The sequence below is a fragment of the Acinetobacter sp. YH12249 genome (assembly GCF_013417475.1).
Taxonomy (GTDB): Bacteria; Pseudomonadota; Gammaproteobacteria; order Pseudomonadales; family Moraxellaceae; genus Acinetobacter.
On the sequence record NZ_VPDX01000006.1, the window covers coordinates 106,638 to 132,053 of the forward strand.

The following is a 25,416-nucleotide window of genomic DNA, read 5'->3' on the forward strand; positions in this document are numbered from 1 at the left end:
TAAATAAAAAAGCCTGCGAAAGCAGGCTTTTTTATATCTAAGAAAATAAAAATATATTAGTAAACTTAAATTGTAAATTTAGAAAAAATTAAATATTCGTTTAATTCTAATCATTTAGTATAAAAATAAATTAAATGTTAATGTTATATGTACTATATTTGTATAAAATTGTTAACTCATTCACAAGAATGAAAATTGACTGAAAAAGATCACAATAAATAATTGCCTGGATTTTGGCAGTGTGAGGGAAACATGAAAAAAACAGCATTGGCCTTAATCTGTATGGTGGGCTTACCAAGCCTTGCGTGCGCTGAACTGATCAAAGTAAATGGTGAGGGTAGTAGCCCTATTAATAAAAAAGATCCGGTAGCTACACGTAATCAAGCACTGAATAATGCAAAAACTGATGCGGTCATTGCTTTAATCAAGAAAATTAATGGTCCCCAAGCCATGCAAGATGCCCAGCCGCATCTGGCAGATATTGTGAAACAGGTTGACAATAGCTACGTATTTAATCGTGGTAGCCAAACTAATGGCAACAAAGAGCTAGTGACTTCTATTTCAATTGAAATGGATGATCAGGAATTTCGTCAGATCTTAAATGATCTGGGGCTATCTAAAAAGGCTAGTCGAACCAGTCCGATCATGATTGTGATGGATGAGTATTTCGGTGTACCACGTGACAATTCAAAACCGGTTAAAGAATTTACTTCGTACTTCTCTGATAAAAGCTATGCCTATGATGAAAAAGCCAGCTATGACGCGAAAGAAAGTGCCAAAGCAAGTGAAAGTTCATCTTATTCCTCGAAAGGAAAGTCATCGGCTGCAGCAGGTTATGCTTATGACAATTACTATGGTGCAGGCGTAGGCGTCGCAGCACGTTCATCCAGTCATAACAATTCAGGCAAATCTGCATCTTCAGCAAGTTATAACGCTAGTGAGTCAGCACGTTATAGCCAGTCTGAGCGCCAGAATGACATCCAAAGCTTTGTGAAATATGTGGAATATCAAACACCATCTACAAAGCCAGAACGAGAAAACCAGACACTGAATGCGATTGCTAGTTCGGCATCTAAATATGACCTGCGTTTAATGGATTCGGATCTGTTCCGTAGCCGTTATTTAAAAGGGCGCAGTATGAGCATTCAGCAATTACTGAGTGATGCAGAACTGGCCAAACTCGCAGCTGCTGCTCGTCAGGAAAAAGCGGACTGGTTCATGGTTGGTAGCTCTCATATTTTTGATCGTGGCCGTTCAGGTGCAACGGGCCAATTCGTGTGTGATGGTGCAATCAGCTATAAAATTTATTCAGTTGATGATGGCACGCTGATGGGCGGTGATACTCGTACTGAATCCTCTACAGCGGCAACGACAGATTCTTGCCGGACCAATGTTGCCCGTAAATTGGGTGAAATGACTTTGACTGAAGTTGGTCCACAAATTCTGGCTTATTCGAAAAACCGCAGCATGTATGGTAAAGAAATTACTCTCTTTGTGAAGAGCGTATCGGGCAGTGTCTCTAGCCGTTTGGGGGATGACCTCTATGTAGCTTTAGATGAAATGGACGGTGCTGAAAATATCGATATCCGTACCCAAGATGGCAAATTGGTTGAAATGACCATGACTTATAAGAGTGAAAAGCCTCTAAGTGCCGAACTTGCAAAAGCGCTGCGTCGTGTGAATCCTGTTCTATCTAATGCCGAACGCTTGCAGGCAGGGAATACCATCACTTTATGTATTGGTGGTACCCAATGCAAATAAGCTTTAAAAAAGTCGCGCTTGCTGTAGCACTCATGGGTGCTGTCAGTGCGCAAGCGAATATTCAGGTTTTTCCGGCTAAGGGAATTTACGGGCTGGAACTGCCTTGCCGTCAATCAGCAGACCATATAGAAGCAAATGCTTCGTCGATTTCCTGTGACTTTAGCAAGGCAGTATCGAACGAAGCGCTTCGTCAACAGGTTGCACGAACCTTCGAGCAGCAGTTGAAACAGGCTCTGCAAGATCAGGTAGTTGCCTCTATTTCTCAGCAGAATAAACATCGATCTTATGTGGCTTCGCTGGAAGTTTTGCGCGCCAGTGAATATGTAGTGCAAAAAGAATCTACAGCCGAGATTTTTTTGCCTGTTACCTTAAGTTTAAAGCTAACCAATGTCCTGTCTGGGGAAGTGATTTATACCGATAGTGCAACTCTGTCACAGCCAATTCAGGTCTTAGCAAACGATATTGAAACAGCTGCAACCCGTCAGGCAGTTCAACAGAAATTTCAAAGCAGTTTGCTGACTCTGACTCAGCAACTGGCTCAGGATCTCCAAAAGAAATTCAAAGTATCTGAGGTGCAGACCAAGGTAATTGATCGCTGGAAATCCTATCTGGTTTTGGACAAAGGCTTTAATCAGGGTATTGCTAAAGATGATGAGTTGAGTTCAGAGTCAGGAGATCTGATTCGGGTGGTGCATGCTGACAGCGATTATGCAGTGGCATTGCCTGTATTGATGAGTGGTAGTGCTAGCCAGTTCAGCAAGATTTCAACCAATACCCGTCAGGCATTGAATAAGCCTAAAACTTTAGTTGTTGATGTCTTGACCTATCAAGGTGAGTCAAAGGATCTGATTGAACAGATTTTTTCTGATGCAATTGGGGAAAATGCCTCATTCACCCTTACACCGGTGAATAAACGTTATAGCACATTGGCACAGAGTATCAGTGAGCAGACAGGTTTGAGCAATCAGGAAACTCAGCTGCAGCGTGAACTGCCTGAATTTTTCATTCGTATAAATGTGATTCCTGTGATTGGTTATCAGCAGCAAGTCGGAAAGATGACCCAGCAGCAAGTAGTTCATAGTGAAGTGTTTGCCGAAATGATCGACCGTTCAGGACGTGTGATTTATTCCGCACATGCCACTGATGAAATTAATGAAACTATTTCTCAAGGTATGGGTTTTTCACTAGATACGCGTAAAGAAGTTGCACTTAAAAATGCCTTGGTAAAATTGGGCCAGCAATTCCAGAAAGGGATTCAGTTTACCCGTTCAGATTTGCAGGTATCGAGTGGCGGTAGCGAAACCATTACGATTCAGGATGCCGGCGAACGTTTAACTACAGGAATGAAAATTCATGTCTATAATCGTGAAAAAGTTGCCCAGCGTGAAGTATTAATTCCAACTTGGGAAGCTACAGTAATTGAGCGTCAAGGGGCTAAAGTTAAAGCACAGTTGGATTTCCCTGTAAGTGGAAATGACCGTCTGCCAGTACGTTCGGGTGACAGTATTTTGGTAGATAGTCATGCGGCTGTCGGTGACTCAAAACTTGCACGGGTATTGTGTCCAAGTCTACATACCGATCAAGTAGGTGAAATTCCATTTTATGGATTTGGGCCACTGATTTATCACGCATTTACTAGTCAGTCTAAGCGTCCATTTTATGCGACTGGATCAGGATTCAAAGGCCAGACCAGTTTACAAACGTCGATTGCCAGAATGACCGAAAATGCCGGCTTTAAAAAACAGCTTAAATTAGACTTGTATGTGCCAAAAGACGAATGCTTACAACCGGCATTCAAGATCCAAGTCAAAGAAGACTCTATCAAATGTAATGTGGACAAATCCAGTTGTGATGCCACTTTGGTGCTGGCTGGAGGAGCACGCCGTTTTAATGCAAAACAGGAACGTGTGGGAGCTGTTGGCTTGCAACAGGAAGTCAATTTAAAGGGTATTGATATCACCCATCGTCATGAAATGTACAACATTCAGATGTTCAAGGCATTACCAAAAATTTTAAATCAGATCGTGCAAAAGGCCGATGCAATTCAATAAGGAATTATGAGGGGAAACATTATGAAAAAAATCGCAAGCATATTAATTGTAGGTAGTGCTGTATTAACATCACAAGCTCATGCAGGTCTTGGAACATTGAGCAGTCTGGCTTCAAAAGTAGTTGAAACCACCACTGGGACATCTACACAAAATCTTGATTTGGCTGGTTTTTTGAAACAGGCTCAAGCTACCAATGCTATGTTTACTCAGAGCCGTACTGCACTGGCAACCTTATTTGCTGAACGTAAGGACAGCGAAGAATTAAAAACCAAGTTAAATAGCTTGAAAACAACTTCTGATGTGAAAGAAAAAGCAGCAATCCAGAAAGAAATTACCAAACTGACCGATGAAGTTTTAGAAGCGTCGAAAAAAGATGAAGCTGCAACACTTGAACGTATTAATGCATTAAGTGCGAGTCAGAAACAACTTTTGGTAAATTCACTGACCAACTTTGCGATTGCAGGTTTATCTGCACGTGAACTGGTCGTGAATAGTAAGCAGGTATCGATGCAATTGCTGACTAATCCAATGAGTCTTTCTAATAGTGGTATGTCACTGATGGATGCTAAAGGTTTACTGAGTGATGTTACGGGTATTGCCAAAAACTCGACGATGGCACTGGTTGAATATCCACAGCTGATGAAAAAAGCGGGCTTAAACTTTAAAGCACCAGAATCTGCAGCAGCAAAACCAGTTGATATTTCAGATTCTATCTAATATGTATGAAATTAGCCTGTTTTCGAACAGGCTTTCTTTTTCTGTCTGGCGACGTAAAATGCAGATGTCGATCTGTTTTTAAGAGTTTTGCATTGTCGCGTAATATTCAAATTTATCTACAAAAAATTGATCAGTTCTTTTTCACAGATCCTCATCAATCACGAGTAGAGCAAATTAAGCAGCGTAAACTTGCGATTTATAATCATCGTAATCAGCTACTTTCAGATCAACTCAATCGACCGGTTCAGTCTTCAGATTTTGCTGCCACCGAATACGGCAAACCCTATCTTTCAGCCCATCCAGACTATGGCTTTAATCATACGCATAGCCAAAACTTTTATGGATTAGCAACAAGCAAACATATTCAGAATTTGGGGATCGATATCGAAGAACTTAATCGAAATGTACGTTTTGAAGCCCTAGCCCAACACGCTTTTCATCCTGAAGAGCTGAAACAGTGGCAGGCATTAGATTACGATCCTGAATACTGGTTTAAAGTCTGGACCACCAAAGAGGCGGTCCTAAAAGCCTCAGGACTTGGAATCCGGATGAACCTGAATGAGCTGAATACCCAGATTCATCCATATCAGGATGGGGGACGTTGTGAACATCCAGAAATTGGAATTTATGCCTATCAAAACTATATCTTAGCGGGTTGCATGCTCACTGTGGCCTGGCAAAGTGAGCATTCCTGTAAAGGTCTAAGATTTCCAGTGATTAAGATTCATCAAGCTTTTTGAAAGTGAAGTAAGCCCAAAATATTTCTTATTGTTTGGCAATCATTAAATTACTCAGCCGGTTAACGAACTGTGGGCTCATTCGAGATAAGTGAAATAAAAACTTACTCTTGAATCCGACTGGATGATGCGTCACTTGCCAGATCGAATCTTTTAGCTGTGCCAATTTGAAAATATCTTGTGCAACATCCTCAGCTTTTAAATGCACGCCCATTTTTTTGATACTTTCAGCCTGCATATCTTTCACCATTGCAGTGCTAACAAAAAGCGGCATCACATCAAATACCCGAATGCCATATTTTTGCCATTCGATATCTAGTCCTTCAGTCAAACCACGAACCGCAAATTTGCTGGTTGCATAGGAAGCCAGATCCGCTTGGCCATAAATCGCCGATGCTGAAGACAGGTTAATGACCCGGGCAAAGGAAGCCTGCTTTAAGTAGGGTAAAGCAGCATGACAGCCATTCAGGACGCCTTTAATATTCACGTCAAGGGTGCGATGGTGATTAGTAATATTCGTTTCTTCAAAAGGACCAGAATATAAAATCCCGGCATTATTTACCAGAATATTGATTTCACCTGACCAGGATGCGAATTCAGATAGAGTAGTTTCCCATGATGCATAATCGGTTACATCCAGAAAGCCAGCTTTGGCATGCTCACCGAGTTGCTGGGCCAATTGTTCTGCCTGTTCAAGATTAATATCATAAATTCCGACTTTATAACCTTGCTGGTAAAATAGCCTGGCTGTCGCGGCACCAATTCCTTGTGCTGCACCACTAATCAATATACTGTGCATGTGCTTGATCTCCTTATTGTCTTTTTTTCTTGAGCATAGCAAGAGACAGGCAAAATAATGCGGCTATTTGGTAAAGAAGAGGTTTTACGGTGGAACAATTACTCCAAGTCATGCGTGAGTTACGTGAAAAATGTCCATGGGATCAGCAACAGACTCCCGAATCTTTAACCAAATATGCGATTGAGGAAGCCTATGAAGTTGAAGCAGCAGTGCGCTCTGGCCAAGCTGATGAGGTGCGGGATGAACTGGGTGATTTGCTGTTACAGGTCGTATTTCAGTCACAAATGTATAGCGAGCAGGGCGCTTTTGATTTTCACGATGTAGTTCAGGCGATTACGGATAAGCTGATTCGTCGTCATCCGCATGTATTTCAGGCTGAACAGTTTGCACAGCTGAGTCCTGAAGATGTCTCGGTACTCTGGAAAGAAATCAAGCAGAAAGAAAAACAGGGTAAGCCACGTTCACGTTTGGATGAGACCAAGCATGCACCTGCACTGCAACAGGCGGATGAGATCCAGAAAAATGTCGCCAAAATCGGCTTTGACTTTCCAGATGTCGCGGGTGCCTATGGCAAGCTGGAAGAAGAACTGGCTGAACTCAAAGAAGCCGTTGCTGGACAAAATTCCGATGAAATACTCGAAGAATTTGGAGACTGCTTATTTTCACTGGTGAATGTTGGTCGTAAACTTGGTGTCTCAAGCGAGATGGCATTATTGGGCACGATCCATAAATTCCGGACTCGCTTTGCCCTGATGGAAGATCGGGCAGAACAACAGCAACTCAATCTGGAAAGCCTGTCATTGGCTGAATTGGATCAGCTCTGGGAACAGGCCAAATTAGAATTAAAACAAAGAGCCGCTCATGAACAAAGTACAACATCGCATAGGTCCAGCATGGATTAATACTGTCCTACTAGGCATTTGGCTGGCCTATACTTCAATTGGAACAGTACATGCAACTGCAACCGATTATGCAGAATGGAAAGTACGTCAGCAGCAGCATGATGCACGCCTGAAGAAGAAAATTGCTGCTGCTACCCCCGTTTCTGAAAACAATCATTATCTGGCTAAACCTGCATTATCCGCCTCTTCAGCTGCTGATAAAATCAGTCTGAATCAGGCCAGTATTGAGCAGTTACAGCAGTTAAATGGCATCGGGCAGAAGAAAGCGGAAGCGATCATTGAATACCGGCAGAAAAACGGTAAATTTAAAACAATTGAAGATATTCAACAGATCAAAGGCATCGGGCCGGCCTTATTTGCCAAAAACAAGGATAAACTGGCTTTGTAACCCTGCTGAATTTATTGTAAATAAGCCATCCATCTGAACCATGAGAATGACATAATCAAATTGCCCTTTAGCGGTGTAAGCGATATGATTAGCGTCATCTTAGAATTTTACGTTCAGACGTAGGAGACAGCGTCTTTTGCAAACTTTGCGCGCGTCAAAATGTGGTTTATCAACCGCTCAATTACCTTCTTATATTCTCGATGTGATTGATGCCTTAACCAAGGCAGGCTATGAAGCTTATATCGTAGGTGGTGGTGTCCGGGATCTGATGCTGGGTTTAAATCCCAAAGATTTCGATGCAGTGACCAATGCTACACCAGCTCAGGTTAAAGAAGTGTTCGGACGGCGTTGTCGGATTATCGGACGACGTTTCGAGCTGGCGCATGTCTATTCGGGCCGTGAACTGGTTGAAGTGGCAACTTTCCGTGCGCCTCCTAAAAAAGCGGTGACCTCTGCAGCAGGGATGATCCTGCGCGATAATAACTGGGGCACCATTGAGCAAGATTTTGCTCGTCGAGATTTTTCGATCAATGCCATGTATTACCAGCCACGCAAAGGTATCGTGCTGGATTTTTGCAATGCAGTAGATGATATTAAACACAAAACGCTGCGTTTACTGGGTGATCCGACTCTAAGATTTGAGGAAGATCCGGTCCGGATGCTGCGAACTTTACGTTTTGCAGCCAAACTCAATTTCAGTATTGATAAAGCCATTCTGGATATTTTCACTCCGGAAATGACCCAGCTTCTACGTGATGTGTCTCCACACCGTCTCTATGATGAATCGCAAAAGCTATTCACTATGGGACATCTGAATCGTGTGATGCCAATGCTGATCGATTTTGGCATCTGGCGTCAGCTGTTTGCCGATATCAAGCCAAACATTACTGCATTTATTGAACTGGCAGCGAAAAATACCGATCAGCGTATTTCGATTGGCAAGACCATCAATCCGGCTTTCTTCTATGCGGTATTGTTGTGGCAACCGTTCCTAGAGCGCTGTGATTTTTATCTGTCTAAAGGGGCCGTGCCTGCAGAAGCACGTGCACAGGCAGGACTAGATGTACTGAAACGTCAGGCTACCCGTACTGTGATTCCACGCTTTGCGGAAACTTTCATTCGTGAAGTCTGGGAAATGCAAACCCGCTTGCTCAATCCAAAACCGCAACAGATTGAAGCATTATCAGGTCATGCACGTTTCCGTGCCGGCTTTGACTTTTTGTTGCTGCGTGAAAAATCAGGCGATGAAACTGCACAAGGTATGGGAAGCTGGTGGGAAGCCTATCAGCAAATGGGCAGCGATGAAAAAGAGCGTGCCATTGCCCAATATAACCGTCAGCGTGCCAAGAGCCGTCGCAAGGCTTCTCAGGAAGAACATCTGGAACAGCGTCTGGCTGCACAAGATGTAGCAACCGAGATTGAGCCTCTGGTGAATGAGCCAGAACCACGTAGCCGTCGTGCACGTAAAGCCAAATTTGAGAATGAGCGTAGCAAACCGGTTTCTCATGTGGCGGCCAGTGCCAGCGGTGACATTGGTGCAGACCATCCAATTACCAAGCGTAAACGGGTGCAGCGTGATTTAAGCCAGGTTATTTTTGGGCCTACACAATGACAGTGACCTATATCGGTTTAGGAAGTAACCTGGGCGATTCACGCCAGATTCTGGCTGAAGCCGTGCAAAAGCTGGCAAGTTTGGGGCAGGTAAAAACCTCACACTTGTACCAAAGCCCACCCATGGGGCCACAAGATCAGCCGAATTATTTTAATGCTGTCGTACAGTTAATTACGGATCTGGCACCGCTGGATCTGCTGGATCGTCTGCAAGCCTTTGAACAAGAGGCTGGGCGTGTGCGTCTACGTCATTGGGGTGAACGTACCTTGGATCTGGATCTGCTTATTTATGGTGATGAACAGATTCAAAATGAACGGTTAACCGTACCGCATGTGGGCGTGCTGGAACGTGACTTTGTATTGGTGCCATTACTGGATATTGATGCCAACTTGCAGCTGAATGGAAACACATTAAAAGACCTGGACATCGTCAAGCAATCAACCTTAACGGTTTTTGACCGCACGAATTGGGCAAATATTTAATTTTTAATTATTGGCATGTTCGAGAGAACTTCAATAATAGAGGAACATCTTCATGATCAGTCTCAGTGATTTAAGACGATATAAAGCGGAAGGACGCAAATTTTCTTGCCTGACTTGCTATGACGCCAGTATGGCCAAAGCCATGGAAATTGCTGAAGTTGACAGTATTTTGATAGGCGACTCTTTGGGTATGTCGATTCAAGGTCGTGATTCAACCTTGCCTGTGACTGTAGAAGATATGGCTTACCATACCGCAGCGGTACGCCGTGGCAATCAGCATGCACTGATTATGACTGATCTGCCATTTATGAGTTATGCCACTCTGAATGATGCATTACAAAGCTCAAAAACGGTGATGCAGGCCGGTGCACAAATGGTCAAGATGGAAGGTGGTGCCTGGCTGGCGGAAACCGTTCAGGTTCTAACCCGTAACGGGATTCCAGTCTGTGTTCACTTGGGTCTCACTCCGCAGTCGGTGCATGTCTTTGGTGGCTATAAGCTACAGGCCCGTACCCGTGAAGCGGCCGATCAACTGATTGCTGACTGTAAGGCAGTGGTTGAAGCCGGTGCAGCAGTGCTGTTGCTGGAATGTGTGCCTGCACAATTGGGTCAGGAAATTACTGAACTATTCCCGCATATTCCAGTGATTGGCATTGGAGCAGGGGCAGCCACTGATGGCCAGGTACTGGTCGTTCAGGATATGCTCGGTCTGACCTTTGGCCACACTGCAAAATTTGTACGTAACTTTATGAAAGAACAGTCTGGTGCGACTGCAATTCTGGATGCATTTAAAGCCTATCATGTGGCTGTTTTAGATGGTTCATTCCCAGCACCTGAACAAACATTCCAAGTCGAGTTGTAACATGAAAACAGAAACAACCATCCAAGGATTATCTGCTTCGCTCAATCCTGCACGTTCTGCGCGTAAAATTATTGGTTTTGTCCCGACCATGGGCAACCTGCATCAGGGGCATCTGAATCTGGTGCGTGAGGCGCGTAAACTGTGTGATGTCGTTGTTGTGAGTATTTTCGTTAATCCGATCCAGTTCGGACCTAATGAGGATTTTGATAATTATCCACGTACTTTAGAGCAGGATCAGCAGTTACTGGCAGATGTGGGTTGTGACATTGTCTTTGCCCCAACTGTAGAGCAGATGTATGGTAACAAGCCACGTCTGACCAATATCAGTGTATCTGGTATCACCAATGATCTATGTGGCTTACAGCGTCCAGGTCATTTTGATGGTGTGGCGGTCGTGGTGACCAAATTATTTAATATTGTTCAGCCTAACTATGCTTTCTTTGGTCAGAAAGATTATCAGCAACTGGCTGTGATTCGTCAGTTTGTTCAAGACCTGAATATTCCACTGGAAGTGATTGGTGTGCCGATTGCTCGTGCTGAAGATGGTCTGGCACTCAGTTCGCGTAATGGCTATCTAAGCGAGCAGGAACGTGCAACAGCACCAGTCATTTTCCAGAGTCTGAAAACTGCTGAGCAGCAGTTACATGCAGGTAAAACTTTGGAGGAAGCACTGGCAGGTATCCGTCAAACTTTGACAGATGCAGGTCTGGTAATGGACTATGTAGAAGCCCGTACACCGGAATTGCAGAAAATTGATGAATTTAATCAGGATGTCGTGATTCTGATCGCGGCGAAATTAGGGAAAACTCGTCTGATTGATAATCTGCAGATCAAATATGCAGCTGGATAAGTAAAAGGATCGTAAGGCATGAAGCGCATTTTAATTGTGACAGGACAATCTGGCTCAGGTAAATCTTCTGCATTGCAGGTACTTGAAGACTTGGGTTATTACTGTATTGATAATCTGCCTTTGGCCTTACTTCCTGAAATTGTGGCGAAGCTGGATTGTGAAAATAATCTGGAACAGTTAGCGCTTGGGGTGGATGTTCGTAGTACCCGTGCAGATTTGCAGGAATTCGACCATGTATTTGAACAGCTGCAACAGCATGGTACGGTAGATGTCATCTATCTGACCACGCAGGATCAGGAGCTGATTGCCCGTTTTAGTGCATCACGCCGTCCGCATCCTTTGGCTGCCCGTTTCAAGAGTCTGCATCAATGTATTCAGGAAGAAAAAGTCCTGCTGATGCCGATCCAACTGCGTTCTACAGTGCATATCGATACCACCGATAAAAGCGTGCATGATCTAAAACACACCTTGCTGTACAAGCTGGGGCAGACCGATAACCTGATTGTGATTCTGCAATCTTTTGGCTATAAGCATGGCATTCCTTTAGATGCTGACTATGTTTTTGATGTCCGTCATTTGCCGAATCCGCATTGGGAACTGGAACTGCGTAAATATTCAGGCCTGGATCAGCCGGTACAGGAATTCCTGGAAAAAAGTGATCAGGTCGAAGACATGTTCCAGGATATTTATCATTTTTTAGACAAATGGCTGCCGACCTTTGCTGAGGGTCATCGTCATTATATGACCATCTCGATTGGTTGTACTGGCGGCCAGCATCGTTCTGTTTATATTGTGGATAGACTAAAAAAAGCGCTTGAGGCAAAATGGTCTATTCAAGTCCTCCACCGAGAAATGAAGCACTGGTCATGATTGATACGACTGTTGACGTAATTAATAAACTAGGTTTACATGCGCGTGCATCAGGTAAACTCATTGAAGTTACCACCAAATTTCGTTCCAGTATCCAGATTGGCAAGTCGGACAAATTGGTTGATGCCAAAAATATTATGTCCTTGCTGATGCTTGGTGCGGGCAAAGGAACAACTTTACGCTTAGTGATTGAAGGTGCAGATGAGGAAAAGGCCTTATCTGAAATTCAGGCACTGTTTGCGGCAAAATTTTATGAGGCAGATTAATCGTGGCACGTCGACCGAGCAGTTTAACTGAAGAAGACTTTGAATCTTTAGAGGGACGCGCAAGTAAAACCGAACAGAAAAAAGCAGTTCAGCGTATGGCTGCTTTAGGCGCACAGTTGGCAGAACTGAGTGCGAAACAAATTAAAAATTTACCCGTTGAAGAACGTCTGATTGAAGCTTTGCTGGATGTCCAGCAAATCAGTTCACATGAAGCACGCCGTCGTCAATTTTCACGTATTGGTAAATTACTTCGTAATGAAAATGAAACCGTGATTCTGTCTTATCTGACTCCGAAACAGGGTTTGAAAAAGACAGCACAATTGCAGCGTTGGGTTGACCGTATTGTGAAAGATGGTGATCCTGCAATTAACGAATTTACCAAAACCTATAATGCGACAGAACGTCATACCTTACGTCAGCATTATTTACGTGTACATCGTGATCTAAAAAATCAGGCACCGGAAGAAGAAGTGGCAGCCTCAAAGCAAAAGCTGTTTAACTATGTGCAGCAAGTTGCCCTCATATCAGATAACTGATTGTAAACTGAATTAAAGAAAAGCGACATTTTGTCGCTTTTTTATTCACTCTAATTAATTTTTATTTTCCATGAAAATTCAAGAATGTTCCTATAAGTCATTGTTAACTGTAAAAAAATGTAAACTTTTAATATTTTTGATTACGTAAAAAATTGGTTTTAGTGCATAAATAAACTATTTAAATCACTCAATATTTTATGATTATTAAGAATATTTAAAAAATAGAAATAAATTTAGGGCAAATTAATATTATTGGCGATCTATTTTTTCAGAAGGTGACAATAAGTATTTTCTATATATTTGAAAATTCAAAAGCTTTTATTTACCTAAAGATCAGAAGAAAAATGAGCTGTTTTTATCTTCCTCAGATTTCAGAACTCAGATGATATTGAAACAATTTGAAATGAATTCAGGAATTTCAAATAATTATATGTAATTTTTTATAAGAGGAATATTTTCTCAAGTAATTCTTAATATTTAAATATCAAGGTATTGAAGCTATCAATGTATCTTTAGAGAAATAAGTTAACAAATCCTTTGGTCGATAAATGAGATTTTAACGTTGAGTAAATATAGAATCTTTGTTATTGATTGTATTAATTTAGTCGGTTGTAATTTTTATTCTATATTCCATAACATCCAGAGAGGCAGACATGGAACTAAAACTGCTAGAGATCGGTCAGAATACGGAGCAGTTAAGCTCGTGCCGTATATCTCTCATTTTAGGTGTCTATACCTCTGACAATTTATTAGACACCTTCTGTAAGGTCGCCCGTAAAGTACTCGGCGTTAAGACCTGTATCATCGGATTCCATACGGAACCTTATATCTGGTACAGCTGTCCGCTCGGTTTTCGCGGTTTGCACGTACCACAGAATGTGGACATCCCTAAATATCTACAAGAAATGGATGTGATCGATCAAAGTCATCCTGCATATGTAGAACTATCAGATCATGTGAACAGCCTTGGCGTAGTCCATCAGCGGCTCGTAGCATTCAATTTGAAATCAGCCCAAGGACAGTCTTTGGGGCAGGTGGTTTTCTTTGACGATCAGACTGAAGTATTTGATCAGGAAGCTATTATTATCGTCCAGCAATTTGCTGAATCTTTAGTAAAACGAGTTAAACTGAATGAGGAACATACACAGCTGAAAGAGTTATACGAACAGCAATGTGCACAAAACTTCAGTAAAACCAAATTCTTCCAGATTATTGCTCATGACCTGCGTGCACCTTTCCATGGCTTGTTAGGCTTCTCGGAAGTGCTGGCACAGGAACGTGACACTCTGGATGAATCCAGTATCCAGAGTATTTCTGATTATTTATATGATACGGCTCAATCGACGTATAACTTGTTAGAAAGCCTGTTGACTTGGGCGATGGCCGAGGGTGGACGTTTCGTTTATCATCCGATTAACTATGAATTAAAACAGTCTACTAAAATTGTCTGTGATGTACTGAAAAGTCTGGCGTTGAAAAAGAATATTGAGCTGATTGACCAGGTTCCTGAAGATATTAAGGTGCATGCTGATATTAATATGATTACTTCGGTCTTGCAGAACCTGGTATCGAATGCGCTGAAATTTACTCCAGTCGATCAGGGTGGGCAGGTGATTCTGGCTGCTGAAATGGAAGGTGAGCAAGTCAAGATTACTGTTCAGGATACTGGTCTCGGTATGACTGAAGAGCAAATGGAAAATCTGTTTAGACCTAATCTCACAGTGAGCTTAAAAGGCACAGACAATGAGAAAGGCGCAGGTCTGGGTCTAGTACTGTGTAAGCGTTTTGTAGACCTGAACCATGGACAGATTGTCGTAGATTCTAAAGAAGGCGCTGGAACCACCTTTACTGTGCATTTACCTAAAGTGACCAATGATCATCAGGCATTGGTACTTGAAGACCTGCATACTGAAAAGTCCTGAAAATCATAAATTTCTATTAAAACCGTTCCCACTCGGCGTGAACTCCTGCTATAACTAAATAAAAGTTTTGAGGGAATCACCGAGTGATGGATGCGGTACAATTGCAGAAAACCTTAAGAGCCAGTCAGTATGCAGAACAGGTATTAGCCAATCATCAAGATCTATTGAATCAGGATTATGCAATTGATCAGTTTCAGGGATCACTCGGCACTGAACAGATTCAAGACTTAATCTATTCCAATCTATTAAATATCAGCGATGAAACCATGTGGATGCGTAGTTTACGTATTCTGCGTGCTCGCCTGATGTTCCGCTGGATCTGGCAGGATGCCAATCAACTCACCGATGTCATCACACTGACCCGCGAGCTGTCTGATTTCGCTGATGCCTGTATCTGTGCTGCCAAAGAGTTTGCCCGTATTCCTCTAGTCGCCAAATATGGCCAGCCAATTGGCTATAACGGTAAAGTTCAGGATCTCATTATTATTGCAATGGGCAAGCTGGGCGCTCAGGAACTCAACCTTTCCAGTGATATTGACCTGATTTTTGCCTTTGATGAACAGGGTGAAACGGATGGGCGCAAATGCATTGATGTTCAGCAGTTCTGCATTCTATGGGGGCAAAAGTTAATCTATCTGCTAGACCATATCACTGCTGAAGGTTTTGTATTCCGTGTTGATATGCGTCTGCGACCTTGGGGTGATGGTTCTGCTTTAGCCATCAGTCATGCCGCACTAGAAAAATATCTCAGCCAGCATGGGCGTGAATGGGAACGCTATGCCTGGATCAAAGCCCGCATCGTCAATCCGAGCCCAGAAGGTGATGAACTGCTGGACATGACCCGTCCTTTCGTTTTCCGTAAATATGTCGATTACAGCGCTTTTGAAGCCATGCGCGAAATGAAGGCGATGATTGAGCGTGAAGTACAGCGCCGTAATATTGAAGATGATATCAAGCTTGGCGCAGGCGGGATTCGTGAAGTTGAATTTATCGTGCAGGTTTTTCAGCTGATTTATGGCGGAGCCAAGTTAGAGCTGCAAGACCGGCAATGTCTGGTCAGCCTGAATCATCTGGATGAGGCTGAACTGCTGGATGAACAGGCGGTGACTGACCTCGAAGATGCCTATTTATTCCTTCGTCGGGTAGAGCATGCTATTCAGGCGCTGCATGATCAACAAACCCAATGTTTGCCGACTGAGCCAGATTTACGTCAACGTATTGTGGATACTTTAGGCTTTGCAGACTGGTCCGCCTTTATGGAGGTGCTGGATCAAAAACGTGCCAAAGTAATTTACCAGTTTGAGCACTTGATCAAGGAAAATGGACCAGAGCCTCAAGGCAAAAGTTTTTCTCAACTCGAACAACAGCTGAATGAAGTTTTAGATGATCATGCGAAAAATCTGGTACATGAATTCTGGCATGGACATGCCTTAAAAAAACTGCCAGCCAAAGCCATTCAACGTTTAAAAACATTTTGGCCTTATCTGATAGAGGCGATTCTAGAATCAGATAAACCACAAGTTGCACTGGTTCGCCTGATGCCATTGGTTGAATCAGTCATGCGTCGTACGGTGTATCTGGTGATGCTGATTGAAAGTAAAGGTGCTTTACAGCGTTTGGTAAAAATGGCGACTGTCAGCCCCTGGATCTGTGAGGAACTTACTCATTATCCTGTATTGCTGGATGAATTCCTGTCGATGGATTTTGAATTGCCTAAGCGGCAGGATCTGGAAGATAGCCTTCGTCAGCAATTGCTCAGAATCGAAATTGATCAGGTTGAAGACCAGATGCGGGTGCTGCGCCTATTTAAAAAATCCAATGTACTTGCGGTAGCGGCCAGTGATGTGTTGGCAGAAAGTCCTTTAATGAAAGTCTCGGATGCGTTAACGGATATTGCAGAAGTCTCAGTGAATGCTGCGCTACATCTGGCTTATCAGATTGTGGCCAAACGACATGGTTTTCCGCTGGATGCAGAAGGGCAGCGCTGCTCGATAGAACATACGGCTTTTGCCGTCATTGGCTATGGCAAAGTCGGTGGCATTGAGTTGGGCTATGGTTCGGATCTGGATCTGGTCTTCATTCATTATATGGGCGAGCAGGCTGATACGGACGGTCTCAAGCCGATTAGCGGTTTTGAGTTCGCTATGCGCGTAGCACAGAAGTTTATGTCGCTCATGACCACACAAACACTGGATGGACGTGTCTATGAAGTTGATACCCGTCTACGTCCTTCTGGAGAAGCGGGGCTGCTGGTCACTAGCCTGAAAGCATTTGAGCAATATCAGTTGAAAAATGCATGGCTGTGGGAGCATCAGGCCTTGGTGCGTGCACGCTCCATTGCCGGTGAAAATAGCTTGAGAGAGACATTTGAAGCACTACGTTGTAAGATTCTTACCCAGAAACGCGATATCTGTCATGTACGTAGTGAAGTTCTGAAAATGCGTCAGAAAATGAAAGATCATCTGGGTTCTTCCAAAGAGCAAAAAAAAGATGGGATTTTTCATTTAAAACAAGATGCAGGTGGTATCGTTGATATCGAATTTATGGCACAGTATGCGGTGTTAGCTTGGAGTGGGACGAATAAAGATCTCGCCCATTACTCCGACAATGTAAGAATCCTTGAGGATGCCGCAAAATCAGGTTGCTTATCCAGCGACGATGCGACTGCTCTGATTCAAGCTTATCTCCGTGAACGCGCCGAGAGCCATCGCTTAGCCCTTGCAAATCAATCCATGCAAGTGTCTGCAAGCGACTGGCACGATACCCGAAAGACCGTTTGCAAGTTATGGCAAAGACTGATTGATCCAAGTGCAGTATTTGCACTGGATAGTGAATAATTGTGAAAAATTGGAGTTTGTGGCATGAATTTGGCTGATCGTGATGGTTTCATTTGGCAAGATGGACAACTAGTAGACTGGCGTGAGGCGAAAACTCACGTATTAACACATACTTTGCATTACAGCATGGGTGTGTTTGAAGGTGTCCGTGCTTATGAAACCCCGAATGGAACGGCTATTTTCCGTCTGAAAGAACACACCAAACGTTTGCTCAATTCTGCAAAAATTTATCAAATGAAAGTTCCATTTGATCATGCAACATTAGAACAAGCTCAAATTGATGTGGTTCGTGAAAATAAATTGGCATCTTGCTATTTACGTCCAATTATTTTTATTGGCTCTGAAAAATTAGGTATTGCTGCTACTGACAATACTATTCATGCTGTAGTTGCAGCGTGGAGCTGGGGTGCTTACCTTGGTGATGATGCGATGGCGAAAGGTATTCGTGTAAAAACTTCATCATTCACACACCATCATCCAAACGTGACGATGTGTAAAGCCAAAGCATCTGGTAACTACACATTATCGATTCTTGCTCACCAAGAAGTGGCACATTCTGGTTATGACGAAGCAATGCTGCTTGATCCGCAAGGCTATGTATGCCAAGGTTCAGGCGAAAACGTATTCCTGGTACGTGATGGCGTAATTCATACTCCAGACATCGCTGGTGGCGCATTAGACGGTATTACACGTCAATCGATTATTACCATTGCTAAAGATCTTGGTTATGAAGTGGTAGAACGCCGTATTACCCGTGACGAGTTCTATATTGCAGATGAAGCATTCTTTACTGGTACTGCAGCTGAAGTCACACCAATCCGTGAATATGATGACCGTCAAATTGGTGAAGGCGTACGTGGTCCAATTACCACTCAAATCCAGAAAGCCTACTTTGATGCGGTTCAGGGTAAAGACCCTAAATATGCACACTGGTTAACTTATGTAAAATAAGTTAAATCTATGAAAAAGGGACTCATTTGAGTCCTTTTTTTATTTTAGTGACTCTTTCTCAAAATATTAAACTATTAGGTTGTTAGGTAGAGAAGCCAATAAATTGCAGAAAAAATGACGACTTTCATATTTTGGAAAGCTATATATTCACTATAAAAATAAACGAATAAGCGTAACGAACAACTAAAATTAGTGTTGCTCTATATTTATCATTCAAATATGAACTTTATTTTGATATAAGTTGCTGGAAAAATATTCAATTCTTGTGATGAAAAAATGAAGATTATATTTCTTCATGAGATTTGCGGTAAACTGTGCAGAAATGAAAAGCAATAGGTTCGGTAAGTACCAGTAATGGTATGATACTGATATTGCATAGGTGGATGATGGGTGCATGAACGCAAAGCAAAATGACCTTAAGACTCAGAGTGAACAGTCACCTGAACAAAATATTGTGATCTGTATGAAATGGGGCACAAAATATGGGTCTGAATATGTCAATCGTCTTTACAATATGGTGAAGCGGCACACAACCGTTGATTTTCAAATGGTGTGTTTAACTGACCGCACTGAAGGGATTGATCCAAATGTGCAATGCTTTTCTATTCCACCGTTGGCTTTGCCAGAAGGGGCGCCAGAACGTGGCTGGAATAAGCTGTCTACCTTTGAACCTGATCTCTATGGTTTAAAAGGAAATGCTTTATTTTTAGATCTGGATGTGGTGATTGTCGATAATATTGATGAATTCTTTACACATCCGGGTGACTTTCTGATTATCCATGACTGGAAACGACCATGGCGTATTACGGGTAATAGTTCAGTTTATCGCTTTAAGCTCGGGGCTTTTCCAGGCCTTTTGCCATATTTCCGCGAACACTTTGATGAAATCCGTCAAAAATTCCGTAATGAACAGGCTTATCTATCTTGGTATGTAGACCAGGAGAAGAAACTCAGCTATTGGCCAGATAGCTGGTGCAAGAGTTATAAATATCATTGTCTGCAAAAAATTCCAATGGCTTATTTCAAGCCACCAGTAAAGCCTGAGGGCGTAAAAATTATTATTTTCCATGGGGAGATTAACCCACCTGATGCCATTAATGGTGGTGGTGGTAAATGGTATCGCTATGTGTTGCCATCCCAATGGATCAAGGATGCTTGGCAGTAAGTCCTAAGACTTACATAATCTGATTATTGATTAGAAAAATTATGGAAAAAATAGATTTTGTTATTACTTGGGTTGATGGTAAGGATGAAAAACATCGACTTAAAAGACAACAGTTTCAGCCTGCTAATATTACCAAAGGTGCTGCCGAGGAAACTCGATTTGCCAGTAATAATGAAATCTACTTTTCAATTGCTTCAATTCTTAAGTATGTTCCTTATTGTGGAACAATTTATATTATTACTGATGAACAACAACCAGCAAATATTTATGATTTCGTCGAACAGGGGTTATGTAATCCGGATCAGATAAAAATAATTGATCATCGAACAATATTTACTGGGTATGAGCAATACTTGCCTACATTTAACTCTTTAAGTATTGAAACTATGCTTTGGAATATTCCAAGCTTATCTCGCTATTTTATTTATTTAAATGATGATTTCTTCTTCAATGCACCTTCTGAATTTGAGGATTTTTTAGCGAATGATCAAATTAAAATTTATGGGCATTGGGAACGCAGTTCGTTAGTTAAAGCAAAATTTAATCTGCGTAAAGGCCTTAATAAATATTTTGGTAAGTCTTTACAGCCTAAATATACAATTGCCCAAATGCTTAGTGCTGACCTTTGTGGATTAAATCAATATTATGAAATTCATCACCGTCCCCATATACTAGATCGTGAATTTTTGAAAGAGTATTTTACAAAGTATCCTGAAATATTACATCAACAGATTAAATACCGTTTTAGAAGTGCTTTACAGTTTTTACCGGTTGGATTAAATAATCATTTAAAAATTCAAGCTAGTAAAGCGATATTATGTGATGATATAAATATTGCTTATCTTAAAAATGAAGCCTCATTATCTTCATTTCTATCTGACTTGAATGACACAACTATTAAATTTGGCTGTGTACAAAGTTTAGATCAATTAAATCCTGAACAATCGTTAAAGATAACCTCTGCTTTAATAACTAAATTTAAAGATTATTTGCCTTTATTTATTCATCATTACTAAGAGCTAGCCATGAAAGTTATAACTTATTTAATTAATTTAGACGGAAGTGATAAACGGCTGGCTGATGCAACTCTGCAACTTAATAGTGTCGGTTGGGAATTCGAACGTTTTGCTGCATACGATGGGCGAGGTCAAGCTCTCTCTGAATTTGCACATTATAATGATGATGAAGCGAACCAGATATTAGGTCGTAGTCTAATGAGTTCGGAGTTAGGATGTTATCTAAGTCATTATGGTTGTGCAGAAAAGTTTCTTGCTACTGATGCGGATTATCTTATCGTACTTGAAGATGATATGAAGATTGAACCAGATTTTAAAATAAAACTTGATTGCCTGATTGAGTATCTAGACCAGCATAAAAACTTAGATTGGTATTTAGTGAATATTGCAGCTAAAAAGAAAAAGCTGGCAAAAAATATTACTCAAATTGAGAATATGAGTATATGGCATGCTTATTATTTTCCAATTCGTGGCTTGGGATTGATTTGGTCTCGTCAGGGAGCACAGGCTTTCGTTAACGCTGGAAAAACTATAAATATGCCAGTAGATATTTTCTTTCAAACTTGGTTAAGTAAAAATGGTAAAGGATTAGGAGTTTGGCCACCATTAGTGAAGCCAGCGGGGGTAGATAGTGATATTTTGGGGACAGTTGCAGCTCAAGGGGTGTCACGTAAAGAGAAAGAAAATCGTGATCTATCGTATGGTTTAAAAAAACAGAAACGTATGTGGCGTGATCGTTATTATGCGGTTAAGCATTTATTAAAATCAAAAAAAGTTATGTGATATGAAAAATTTTGTTATTAGCCTAAAAACTGCTACTAAACGTCGAGAACACATTTGTAAGGAATTTGGCGAAAAAAATATTGATTTTGAATTTTTTGATGCTATTACTCCTGATCAGAATCAATATTATGCTGAAAAATTTGGATTAAATTTGAATTTTTTTGATTTGAAACCTACAGAAATTTCTTGCTTTTTAAGTCATATTTATTTGTGGTTTTATGCGGAAGAAAATAATTTAGAATATATAGCTATTTTTGAAGATGATATTTATTTAGGTGAAAATGCTAATTTATTTTTAAATAACTTCAATTGGATACCTAAAAATACTGATATTTTAAAATTAGAAGCTTTTGATGATTATATAGAAGTAAATAAAAGTACTCTTTTAAAGACTGTAGATGGGAGGGAAATCTATCACTTAGTCTCTAAGCATATTGGAGGTGCTGGATATATTATGTCTCATAGAATAGTTAATAAAATTTTGGTTAGATTGAGACATGAACAAAAAATTAAACCTTTAGATCATTACCTTTTTGAAGATTTAATTCTTGATAAGGATATTAATATTGTTCAGATTTTACCTGCATTATGTATTCAAGATTTTATCAAAAATAATGCCTATGAAAATTTTTCTAGTTCTTTAGAGGAAGAAAGACGTAAGCGATTTAATAGTCTAAAAATTAAGTTATCGATTCCTCAAAAAATTAAAAGAGAAATTTTGAGATTATTTTCCCAATTTAAAGGTATCTTCAGAAAAATTATGTACCGGAAGAAAGTTATATTTAGATAGTAAAATTCTATGTTATTCAATAAAGATTTTTACTATTTTCTAATTTCCTAAACCTTTTATATCCCCACAAATACTGCTCTGGAGCAATGTTAATCATTCGCTCCATTTCCTTGTTTAAGGTATCTACAGAAAGCTGTAAGTCTTTAGATAGAATATCAATTGATAATTTAGTTACATGAATATCAAAGCCGTTTAGATCATCATGACGTAGACAACTCAAGCCAATTACAGAGCATTGGGTTTTTGTAGCCAATTTAGAGAGCAGGGTAGAAGATAGAGCATTCTGTCCATAAAAAGGTGAGTAAATACCGCCGCTTTCTTTGGGCACATGGTCAGGAAGAATGGCAGCGAATCCCCCTTGTTTTAGATGCTTGAATAAAGCCCGTACTCCCGTTTCATCAGTTGGGACAAGGGTAGCATTTAAACGCTGCCGTGCTTCGAGCATAAACCGATCCACATCAGGATTTTTGCTCGGTTTATACATGATGACTGGACTAGTGTGTTGATTCACCCAGGCATTAAGTAGCTCCCAAGTGCCAAAATGAGGAACGACTGCCAAAGTTCCATTCGGATTTTTTAGTGCATCAGTGAAAATCTCTGGATGATGAATATTCCGGATTTGTTTTAATGCGAACTCAGGTTCAGAGCCCCAAATTTTGACTGACTCGGCATAGGTCATGCATTGGCTTTGAACACTTCGTTTTGCCAGTCGTGTGCGTTCCGTTGCTGACAGTTCAGGATAGGCAATTCTTAAATTAATTTCTGTAGTACGGCGAATCGATGAATTCGTGATATAGAGAAGTGATCCAACACTTTTCGCCAAATTTTGAATGAATCTTAACGGGAGTTTGGAGAGGTTCTTGAGTAATGCGTACATGGTGGGCAGCTTGCCTGATTAAGATTCTTGATCAGGATTGCCTTTAAGCACCATATAAATCAAACCTACAAAAATGACAAGTGCACCTAAAATACTGCTCAGGCAGAAGTACACAATACGGTCATTGGTGTCCAGGTTAAACAGGTTGTTTGCAAGGATATAGCGCATGAACAGCCATTGTACGACTGAAAACACAATCAGCATGATGCCACGGTTACGAACAGCAGGACGCATCGCCATTGCCAAATTACCTAAAAATAGAAACTGAAGCTATTATGCCACTGTCGTGCAGGCTTCTCAATGCAATAAAAAAGCCCTGTTCTAGCAGGGCTTTTTTATTTAAATCATCAAGAAATTATTCTTGAGATTCGGCTTTTGGTTTTTCACGTAAGCGAATACCCAAATCACGCAGTTGAGTTGATTCAACTGGTGCAGGTGCTTGAGTCAATGGACATTCAGCAGTTTTGGTTTTCGGGAATGCAATCACATCACGGATTGAAGATGCACCAGTCATCAACATCACCAGACGATCCAGACCGAATGCCAAACCACCATGCGGAGGCGCACCGAATTTAAGCGCATTTAGCAAGAAGCTGAATTTCTCTTCTGCCTCTTCTTCAGAAATACCCAGCGCTTCAAAGATCGCTTTTTGCATTTCTAAAGTATAAATACGCAGTGAACCACCACCGATTTCAGTACCATTCAATACCATGTCATAAGCAACAGACAATGCTTCGCCTGGATTATTCTTCACATCTTCAACGCTTGATTTAGGAAGCGTGAACGGGTGGTGAACAGAAGTCCATTTGCCATCATCAGTTTCTTCGAACATTGGGAAGTCAACTACCCAAAGCGGAGCCCATTCGCAAGTTGCAAGGTTCATATCATGACCAATTTTCACACGAAGTGCGCCCATTGCATCATTCACAACTTTGGCTTTGTCTGCACCGAAGAATACGATGTCGCCATTTTCAGCACCAACACGTTTCAACAGATCCAGCACGATTGGCTCGATGAATTTAACGATAGGTGATTGAAGACCTTCAATACCTTTCTCAAGTTCATTGACCTTGATGTAAGCCAGACCTTTCGCACCGTAAATACCAACGAATTTAGTATATTCATCGATTGCGCTACGTGGCAGTGAGCCCGCACCTGGAACGCGAAGCGCAACGATACGGCCTTTAGGGTCTTTCGCAGGACCTGCGAATACTTTGAACTCGACGTCTTGCATCAAGTCTGCAACGTCAACAAGTTTCAAAGGAATACGTAAGTCTGGTTTGTCAGAAGCGTAGTCACGCATTGCTTCTGAATAAGGCATACGTTGGAATTTGTCGAATTTGATGCCAAGAAGTTCGTCGAACATCTTAACAGTCATACCTTCCATCAAATCCATAATATCGTCATCGCTCATGAACGATGTTTCGATGTCGATTTGAGTGAATTCAGGCTGACGATCCGCACGTAAGTCTTCGTCACGGAAACATTTTGCGATCTGGTAGTAACGATCTACACCACCTACCATCAATAACTGTTTGAACAGCTGTGGTGATTGTGGAAGAGCATAGAAGCTACCATTAGATACACGGCTTGGAACTAAGTAGTCACGCGCACCTTCAGGGGTCGCACGAGTCAAGATCGGAGTTTCAACGTCCAGGAAACCGTGATCGTCTAAATAGTTACGAATCAGGTTGGTCACTTTAGAACGGAAACGTAAACGATCGATCATTTCAGGACGACGGATGTCCAAGAAACGATATTTCAAACGGATTTCTTCAGAAATGCTTGTGTTTTCGTCATTTAATGGGAATGGAGGAGTTTCAGACTGAGCAAGAACTTCAATTTCTTTACCCAATACTTCGATTTGACCACTCACCATGTTGGCATTTTCAGTACCCGCATAACGGCGACGTACACGGCCTGTAATTTTTAATACGTATTCAGAACGTGCTTTGTCTGCTGTTGCAAACGCTTCAGGTGTATCTGGGTCGATAACCACTTGAACAAGACCGTCACGGTCACGCATGTCAAGGAAAATGACACCACCGTGGTCACGGCGACGGTGTACCCAACCGCATAATGTTACGGTCTGGTCAATTTGAGCTTCGGTTAAAGAACCGCAGTAATGAGTTCGCATCATAGCGTTAAAAATCCAACTATATGGGTTAAGGAAGCGTATACGTAAACAGCGTACCGCCTTTAGCAAAGGTAGGATTATGCCTCTTTGGGCATGTTGTCACAA

General features: G+C 41.5%; 24 protein-coding genes. 20 read left to right on the top strand and 4 right to left on the bottom strand.

The genetic code is table 11. The features are described from left to right. Nucleotides 1–252: 252 nt before the first annotated feature. The 4 genes from FTV25_RS05300 to FTV25_RS05315 all read left to right on the top strand — a co-directional run bounded on the left by FTV25_RS05300 (nucleotide 253) and on the right by FTV25_RS05315 (nucleotide 5,269). On the top strand, nucleotides 253–1,761 hold the full coding sequence (locus FTV25_RS05300; RefSeq protein WP_180002360.1) for a hypothetical protein: 1,509 nt from the start codon (nucleotides 253–255) through the stop codon (nucleotides 1,759–1,761). Then, nucleotides 1,752–3,812 carry a hypothetical protein gene (locus FTV25_RS05305; RefSeq protein WP_180002359.1) on the top strand — a complete coding sequence of 687 codons (2,061 nt, stop codon included), beginning with the start codon at nucleotides 1,752–1,754 and terminating at the stop codon, nucleotides 3,810–3,812. Before FTV25_RS05300 ends, FTV25_RS05305 begins: the two co-directional genes overlap by 10 nt. Nucleotides 3,813–3,833: 21 nt before the next feature. After that, on the top strand, nucleotides 3,834–4,529 hold the full coding sequence (locus FTV25_RS05310; RefSeq protein ID WP_180002358.1) for a hypothetical protein: 696 nt from the start codon (nucleotides 3,834–3,836) through the stop codon (nucleotides 4,527–4,529). 92 nt (nucleotides 4,530–4,621) lie between these two features. Continuing rightward, on the top strand, nucleotides 4,622–5,269 hold the full coding sequence (locus FTV25_RS05315; RefSeq protein WP_180002357.1) for a 4'-phosphopantetheinyl transferase superfamily protein: 648 nt from the start codon (nucleotides 4,622–4,624) through the stop codon (nucleotides 5,267–5,269). 25 nt (nucleotides 5,270–5,294) lie between these two features. On the opposite strand, the gene FTV25_RS05320 is transcribed toward FTV25_RS05315, so the two are convergent. After that, complete coding sequence (locus FTV25_RS05320) at nucleotides 5,295–6,065, bottom strand: SDR family oxidoreductase (protein WP_179992370.1); 771 nt, start codon at nucleotides 6,063–6,065, stop codon at nucleotides 5,295–5,297. An 89-nt stretch (nucleotides 6,066–6,154) separates the two neighbouring features. Here FTV25_RS05320 and mazG point away from each other — a divergent pair, with 89 nt between their 5' ends. The 16 genes from mazG to FTV25_RS05400 all read left to right on the top strand — a co-directional run bounded on the left by mazG (nucleotide 6,155) and on the right by FTV25_RS05400 (nucleotide 22,297). After that, a complete protein-coding gene (gene mazG, locus FTV25_RS05325) occupies nucleotides 6,155–6,967 on the top strand; it encodes a nucleoside triphosphate pyrophosphohydrolase (protein WP_180002356.1) in 813 nt (270 codons plus the stop codon). Then, the gene (locus FTV25_RS05330) at nucleotides 6,927–7,355 is read left to right on the top strand and encodes a ComEA family DNA-binding protein (protein WP_180002355.1); all 429 of its coding nucleotides are present in this window, start codon (nucleotides 6,927–6,929) and stop codon (nucleotides 7,353–7,355) included. Before mazG ends, FTV25_RS05330 begins: the two co-directional genes overlap by 41 nt. Before the next feature lie 136 nt (nucleotides 7,356–7,491). After that, on the top strand, nucleotides 7,492–8,967 hold the full coding sequence (gene pcnB / locus FTV25_RS05335; protein ID WP_180002354.1) for a polynucleotide adenylyltransferase PcnB: 1,476 nt from the start codon (nucleotides 7,492–7,494) through the stop codon (nucleotides 8,965–8,967). Then, entirely contained in the window at nucleotides 8,964–9,449 is a 486-nt protein-coding gene (gene folK, locus FTV25_RS05340; RefSeq protein ID WP_179992366.1) for a 2-amino-4-hydroxy-6-hydroxymethyldihydropteridine diphosphokinase, read from the top strand. Before pcnB ends, folK begins: the two co-directional genes overlap by 4 nt. 52 nt (nucleotides 9,450–9,501) lie before the next feature. After that, the gene (gene panB, locus FTV25_RS05345; RefSeq protein ID WP_180002353.1) at nucleotides 9,502–10,311 is read left to right on the top strand and encodes a 3-methyl-2-oxobutanoate hydroxymethyltransferase; all 810 of its coding nucleotides are present in this window, start codon (nucleotides 9,502–9,504) and stop codon (nucleotides 10,309–10,311) included. Between the two features lies 1 nt (nucleotide 10,312). After that, a complete protein-coding gene (panC, locus tag FTV25_RS05350) occupies nucleotides 10,313–11,161 on the top strand; it encodes a pantoate--beta-alanine ligase (RefSeq protein WP_180002352.1) in 849 nt (282 codons plus the stop codon). A gap of 18 nt (nucleotides 11,162–11,179) precedes the next feature. Beyond that, complete coding sequence (gene rapZ, locus FTV25_RS05355; protein ID WP_004782131.1) at nucleotides 11,180–12,031, top strand: RNase adapter RapZ; 852 nt, start codon at nucleotides 11,180–11,182, stop codon at nucleotides 12,029–12,031. Beyond that, the gene (locus FTV25_RS05360; RefSeq protein ID WP_034169914.1) at nucleotides 12,028–12,297 is read left to right on the top strand and encodes an HPr family phosphocarrier protein; all 270 of its coding nucleotides are present in this window, start codon (nucleotides 12,028–12,030) and stop codon (nucleotides 12,295–12,297) included. The genes rapZ and FTV25_RS05360 overlap by 4 nt, the downstream gene beginning before the upstream one ends. Before the next feature lie 2 nt (nucleotides 12,298–12,299). After that, on the top strand, nucleotides 12,300–12,833 hold the full coding sequence (gene yjgA, locus FTV25_RS05365; RefSeq protein WP_005232100.1) for a ribosome biogenesis factor YjgA: 534 nt from the start codon (nucleotides 12,300–12,302) through the stop codon (nucleotides 12,831–12,833). Between the two features lie 653 nt (nucleotides 12,834–13,486). Further along, nucleotides 13,487–14,755, top strand: coding sequence for a sensor histidine kinase KdpD (locus FTV25_RS05370; protein ID WP_180002351.1), 1,269 nt, complete (start codon nucleotides 13,487–13,489; stop codon nucleotides 14,753–14,755). 86 nt (nucleotides 14,756–14,841) lie between these two features. Then, nucleotides 14,842–17,592 (top strand): bifunctional [glutamate--ammonia ligase]-adenylyl-L-tyrosine phosphorylase/[glutamate--ammonia-ligase] adenylyltransferase, encoded by a 2,751-nt coding sequence (gene glnE, locus FTV25_RS05375; RefSeq protein ID WP_180002401.1) that lies wholly within the window; start codon nucleotides 14,842–14,844, stop codon nucleotides 17,590–17,592. A 24-nt stretch (nucleotides 17,593–17,616) separates the two neighbouring features. Further along, on the top strand, nucleotides 17,617–18,543 hold the full coding sequence (locus tag FTV25_RS05380) for a branched-chain amino acid transaminase (protein ID WP_180002350.1): 927 nt from the start codon (nucleotides 17,617–17,619) through the stop codon (nucleotides 18,541–18,543). Between the two features lie 394 nt (nucleotides 18,544–18,937). Next, complete coding sequence (locus FTV25_RS05385) at nucleotides 18,938–19,708, top strand: glycosyltransferase (RefSeq protein WP_180002349.1); 771 nt, start codon at nucleotides 18,938–18,940, stop codon at nucleotides 19,706–19,708. A gap of 41 nt (nucleotides 19,709–19,749) precedes the next feature. Next, nucleotides 19,750–20,724, top strand: coding sequence for a Stealth CR1 domain-containing protein (locus FTV25_RS05390; RefSeq protein ID WP_180002348.1), 975 nt, complete (start codon nucleotides 19,750–19,752; stop codon nucleotides 20,722–20,724). 9 nt (nucleotides 20,725–20,733) lie between these two features. Then, a complete protein-coding gene (locus FTV25_RS05395) occupies nucleotides 20,734–21,507 on the top strand; it encodes a glycosyltransferase family 25 protein (protein ID WP_180002347.1) in 774 nt (257 codons plus the stop codon). A 1-nt stretch (nucleotide 21,508) separates the two neighbouring features. Beyond that, complete coding sequence (locus tag FTV25_RS05400; RefSeq protein WP_180002346.1) at nucleotides 21,509–22,297, top strand: glycosyltransferase family 25 protein; 789 nt, start codon at nucleotides 21,509–21,511, stop codon at nucleotides 22,295–22,297. Between the two features lie 16 nt (nucleotides 22,298–22,313). Here FTV25_RS05400 and FTV25_RS05405 read toward each other — a convergent pair whose 3' ends face one another. From FTV25_RS05405 to aspS, 3 genes are all read right to left on the bottom strand, one after another. Further along, nucleotides 22,314–23,174: a lysophospholipid acyltransferase family protein gene (locus FTV25_RS05405; protein ID WP_180002345.1), complete on the bottom strand. Its 861-nt coding sequence runs from the start codon at nucleotides 23,172–23,174 to the stop codon at nucleotides 22,314–22,316. An 18-nt stretch (nucleotides 23,175–23,192) separates the two neighbouring features. Further along, nucleotides 23,193–23,414, bottom strand: coding sequence for a hypothetical protein (locus tag FTV25_RS05410; RefSeq protein ID WP_005232078.1), 222 nt, complete (start codon nucleotides 23,412–23,414; stop codon nucleotides 23,193–23,195). Nucleotides 23,415–23,529: 115 nt separating this feature from the next. Next, entirely contained in the window at nucleotides 23,530–25,314 is a 1,785-nt protein-coding gene (aspS, locus tag FTV25_RS05415) for an aspartate--tRNA ligase (protein WP_034704264.1), read from the bottom strand. Nucleotides 25,315–25,416 lie beyond the last annotated feature (102 nt).

Coding starts and splice junctions, on each gene's coding strand:
- rapZ (WP_004782131.1), top strand. CDS start 11,180: ATGAAGCGCATTTTAATTGTGACAGGACAATCTGGCTCAGGTAAATCT.
- FTV25_RS05370 (WP_180002351.1), top strand. CDS start 13,487: ATGGAACTAAAACTGCTAGAGATCGGTCAGAATACGGAGCAGTTAAGC.
- FTV25_RS05320 (WP_179992370.1), bottom strand. CDS start 6,065: ATGCACAGTATATTGATTAGTGGTGCAGCACAAGGAATTGGTGCCGCG.
- FTV25_RS05300 (WP_180002360.1), top strand. CDS start 253: ATGAAAAAAACAGCATTGGCCTTAATCTGTATGGTGGGCTTACCAAGC.
- FTV25_RS05310 (WP_180002358.1), top strand. CDS start 3,834: ATGAAAAAAATCGCAAGCATATTAATTGTAGGTAGTGCTGTATTAACA.
- FTV25_RS05405 (WP_180002345.1), bottom strand. CDS start 23,174: ATGTACGCATTACTCAAGAACCTCTCCAAACTCCCGTTAAGATTCATT.
- aspS (WP_034704264.1), bottom strand. CDS start 25,314: ATGATGCGAACTCATTACTGCGGTTCTTTAACCGAAGCTCAAATTGAC.
- FTV25_RS05305 (WP_180002359.1), top strand. CDS start 1,752: ATGCAAATAAGCTTTAAAAAAGTCGCGCTTGCTGTAGCACTCATGGGT.
- FTV25_RS05385 (WP_180002349.1), top strand. CDS start 18,938: ATGAACGCAAAGCAAAATGACCTTAAGACTCAGAGTGAACAGTCACCT.
- folK (WP_179992366.1), top strand. CDS start 8,964: ATGACAGTGACCTATATCGGTTTAGGAAGTAACCTGGGCGATTCACGC.
- panC (WP_180002352.1), top strand. CDS start 10,313: ATGAAAACAGAAACAACCATCCAAGGATTATCTGCTTCGCTCAATCCT.
- FTV25_RS05395 (WP_180002347.1), top strand. CDS start 20,734: ATGAAAGTTATAACTTATTTAATTAATTTAGACGGAAGTGATAAACGG.
- FTV25_RS05400 (WP_180002346.1), top strand. CDS start 21,509: ATGAAAAATTTTGTTATTAGCCTAAAAACTGCTACTAAACGTCGAGAA.
- FTV25_RS05380 (WP_180002350.1), top strand. CDS start 17,617: ATGAATTTGGCTGATCGTGATGGTTTCATTTGGCAAGATGGACAACTA.
- FTV25_RS05390 (WP_180002348.1), top strand. CDS start 19,750: ATGGAAAAAATAGATTTTGTTATTACTTGGGTTGATGGTAAGGATGAA.
- panB (WP_180002353.1), top strand. CDS start 9,502: ATGATCAGTCTCAGTGATTTAAGACGATATAAAGCGGAAGGACGCAAA.
- FTV25_RS05360 (WP_034169914.1), top strand. CDS start 12,028: ATGATTGATACGACTGTTGACGTAATTAATAAACTAGGTTTACATGCG.
- glnE (WP_180002401.1), top strand. CDS start 14,842: ATGGATGCGGTACAATTGCAGAAAACCTTAAGAGCCAGTCAGTATGCA.
- FTV25_RS05410 (WP_005232078.1), bottom strand. CDS start 23,414: ATGGCGATGCGTCCTGCTGTTCGTAACCGTGGCATCATGCTGATTGTG.
- FTV25_RS05330 (WP_180002355.1), top strand. CDS start 6,927: ATGAACAAAGTACAACATCGCATAGGTCCAGCATGGATTAATACTGTC.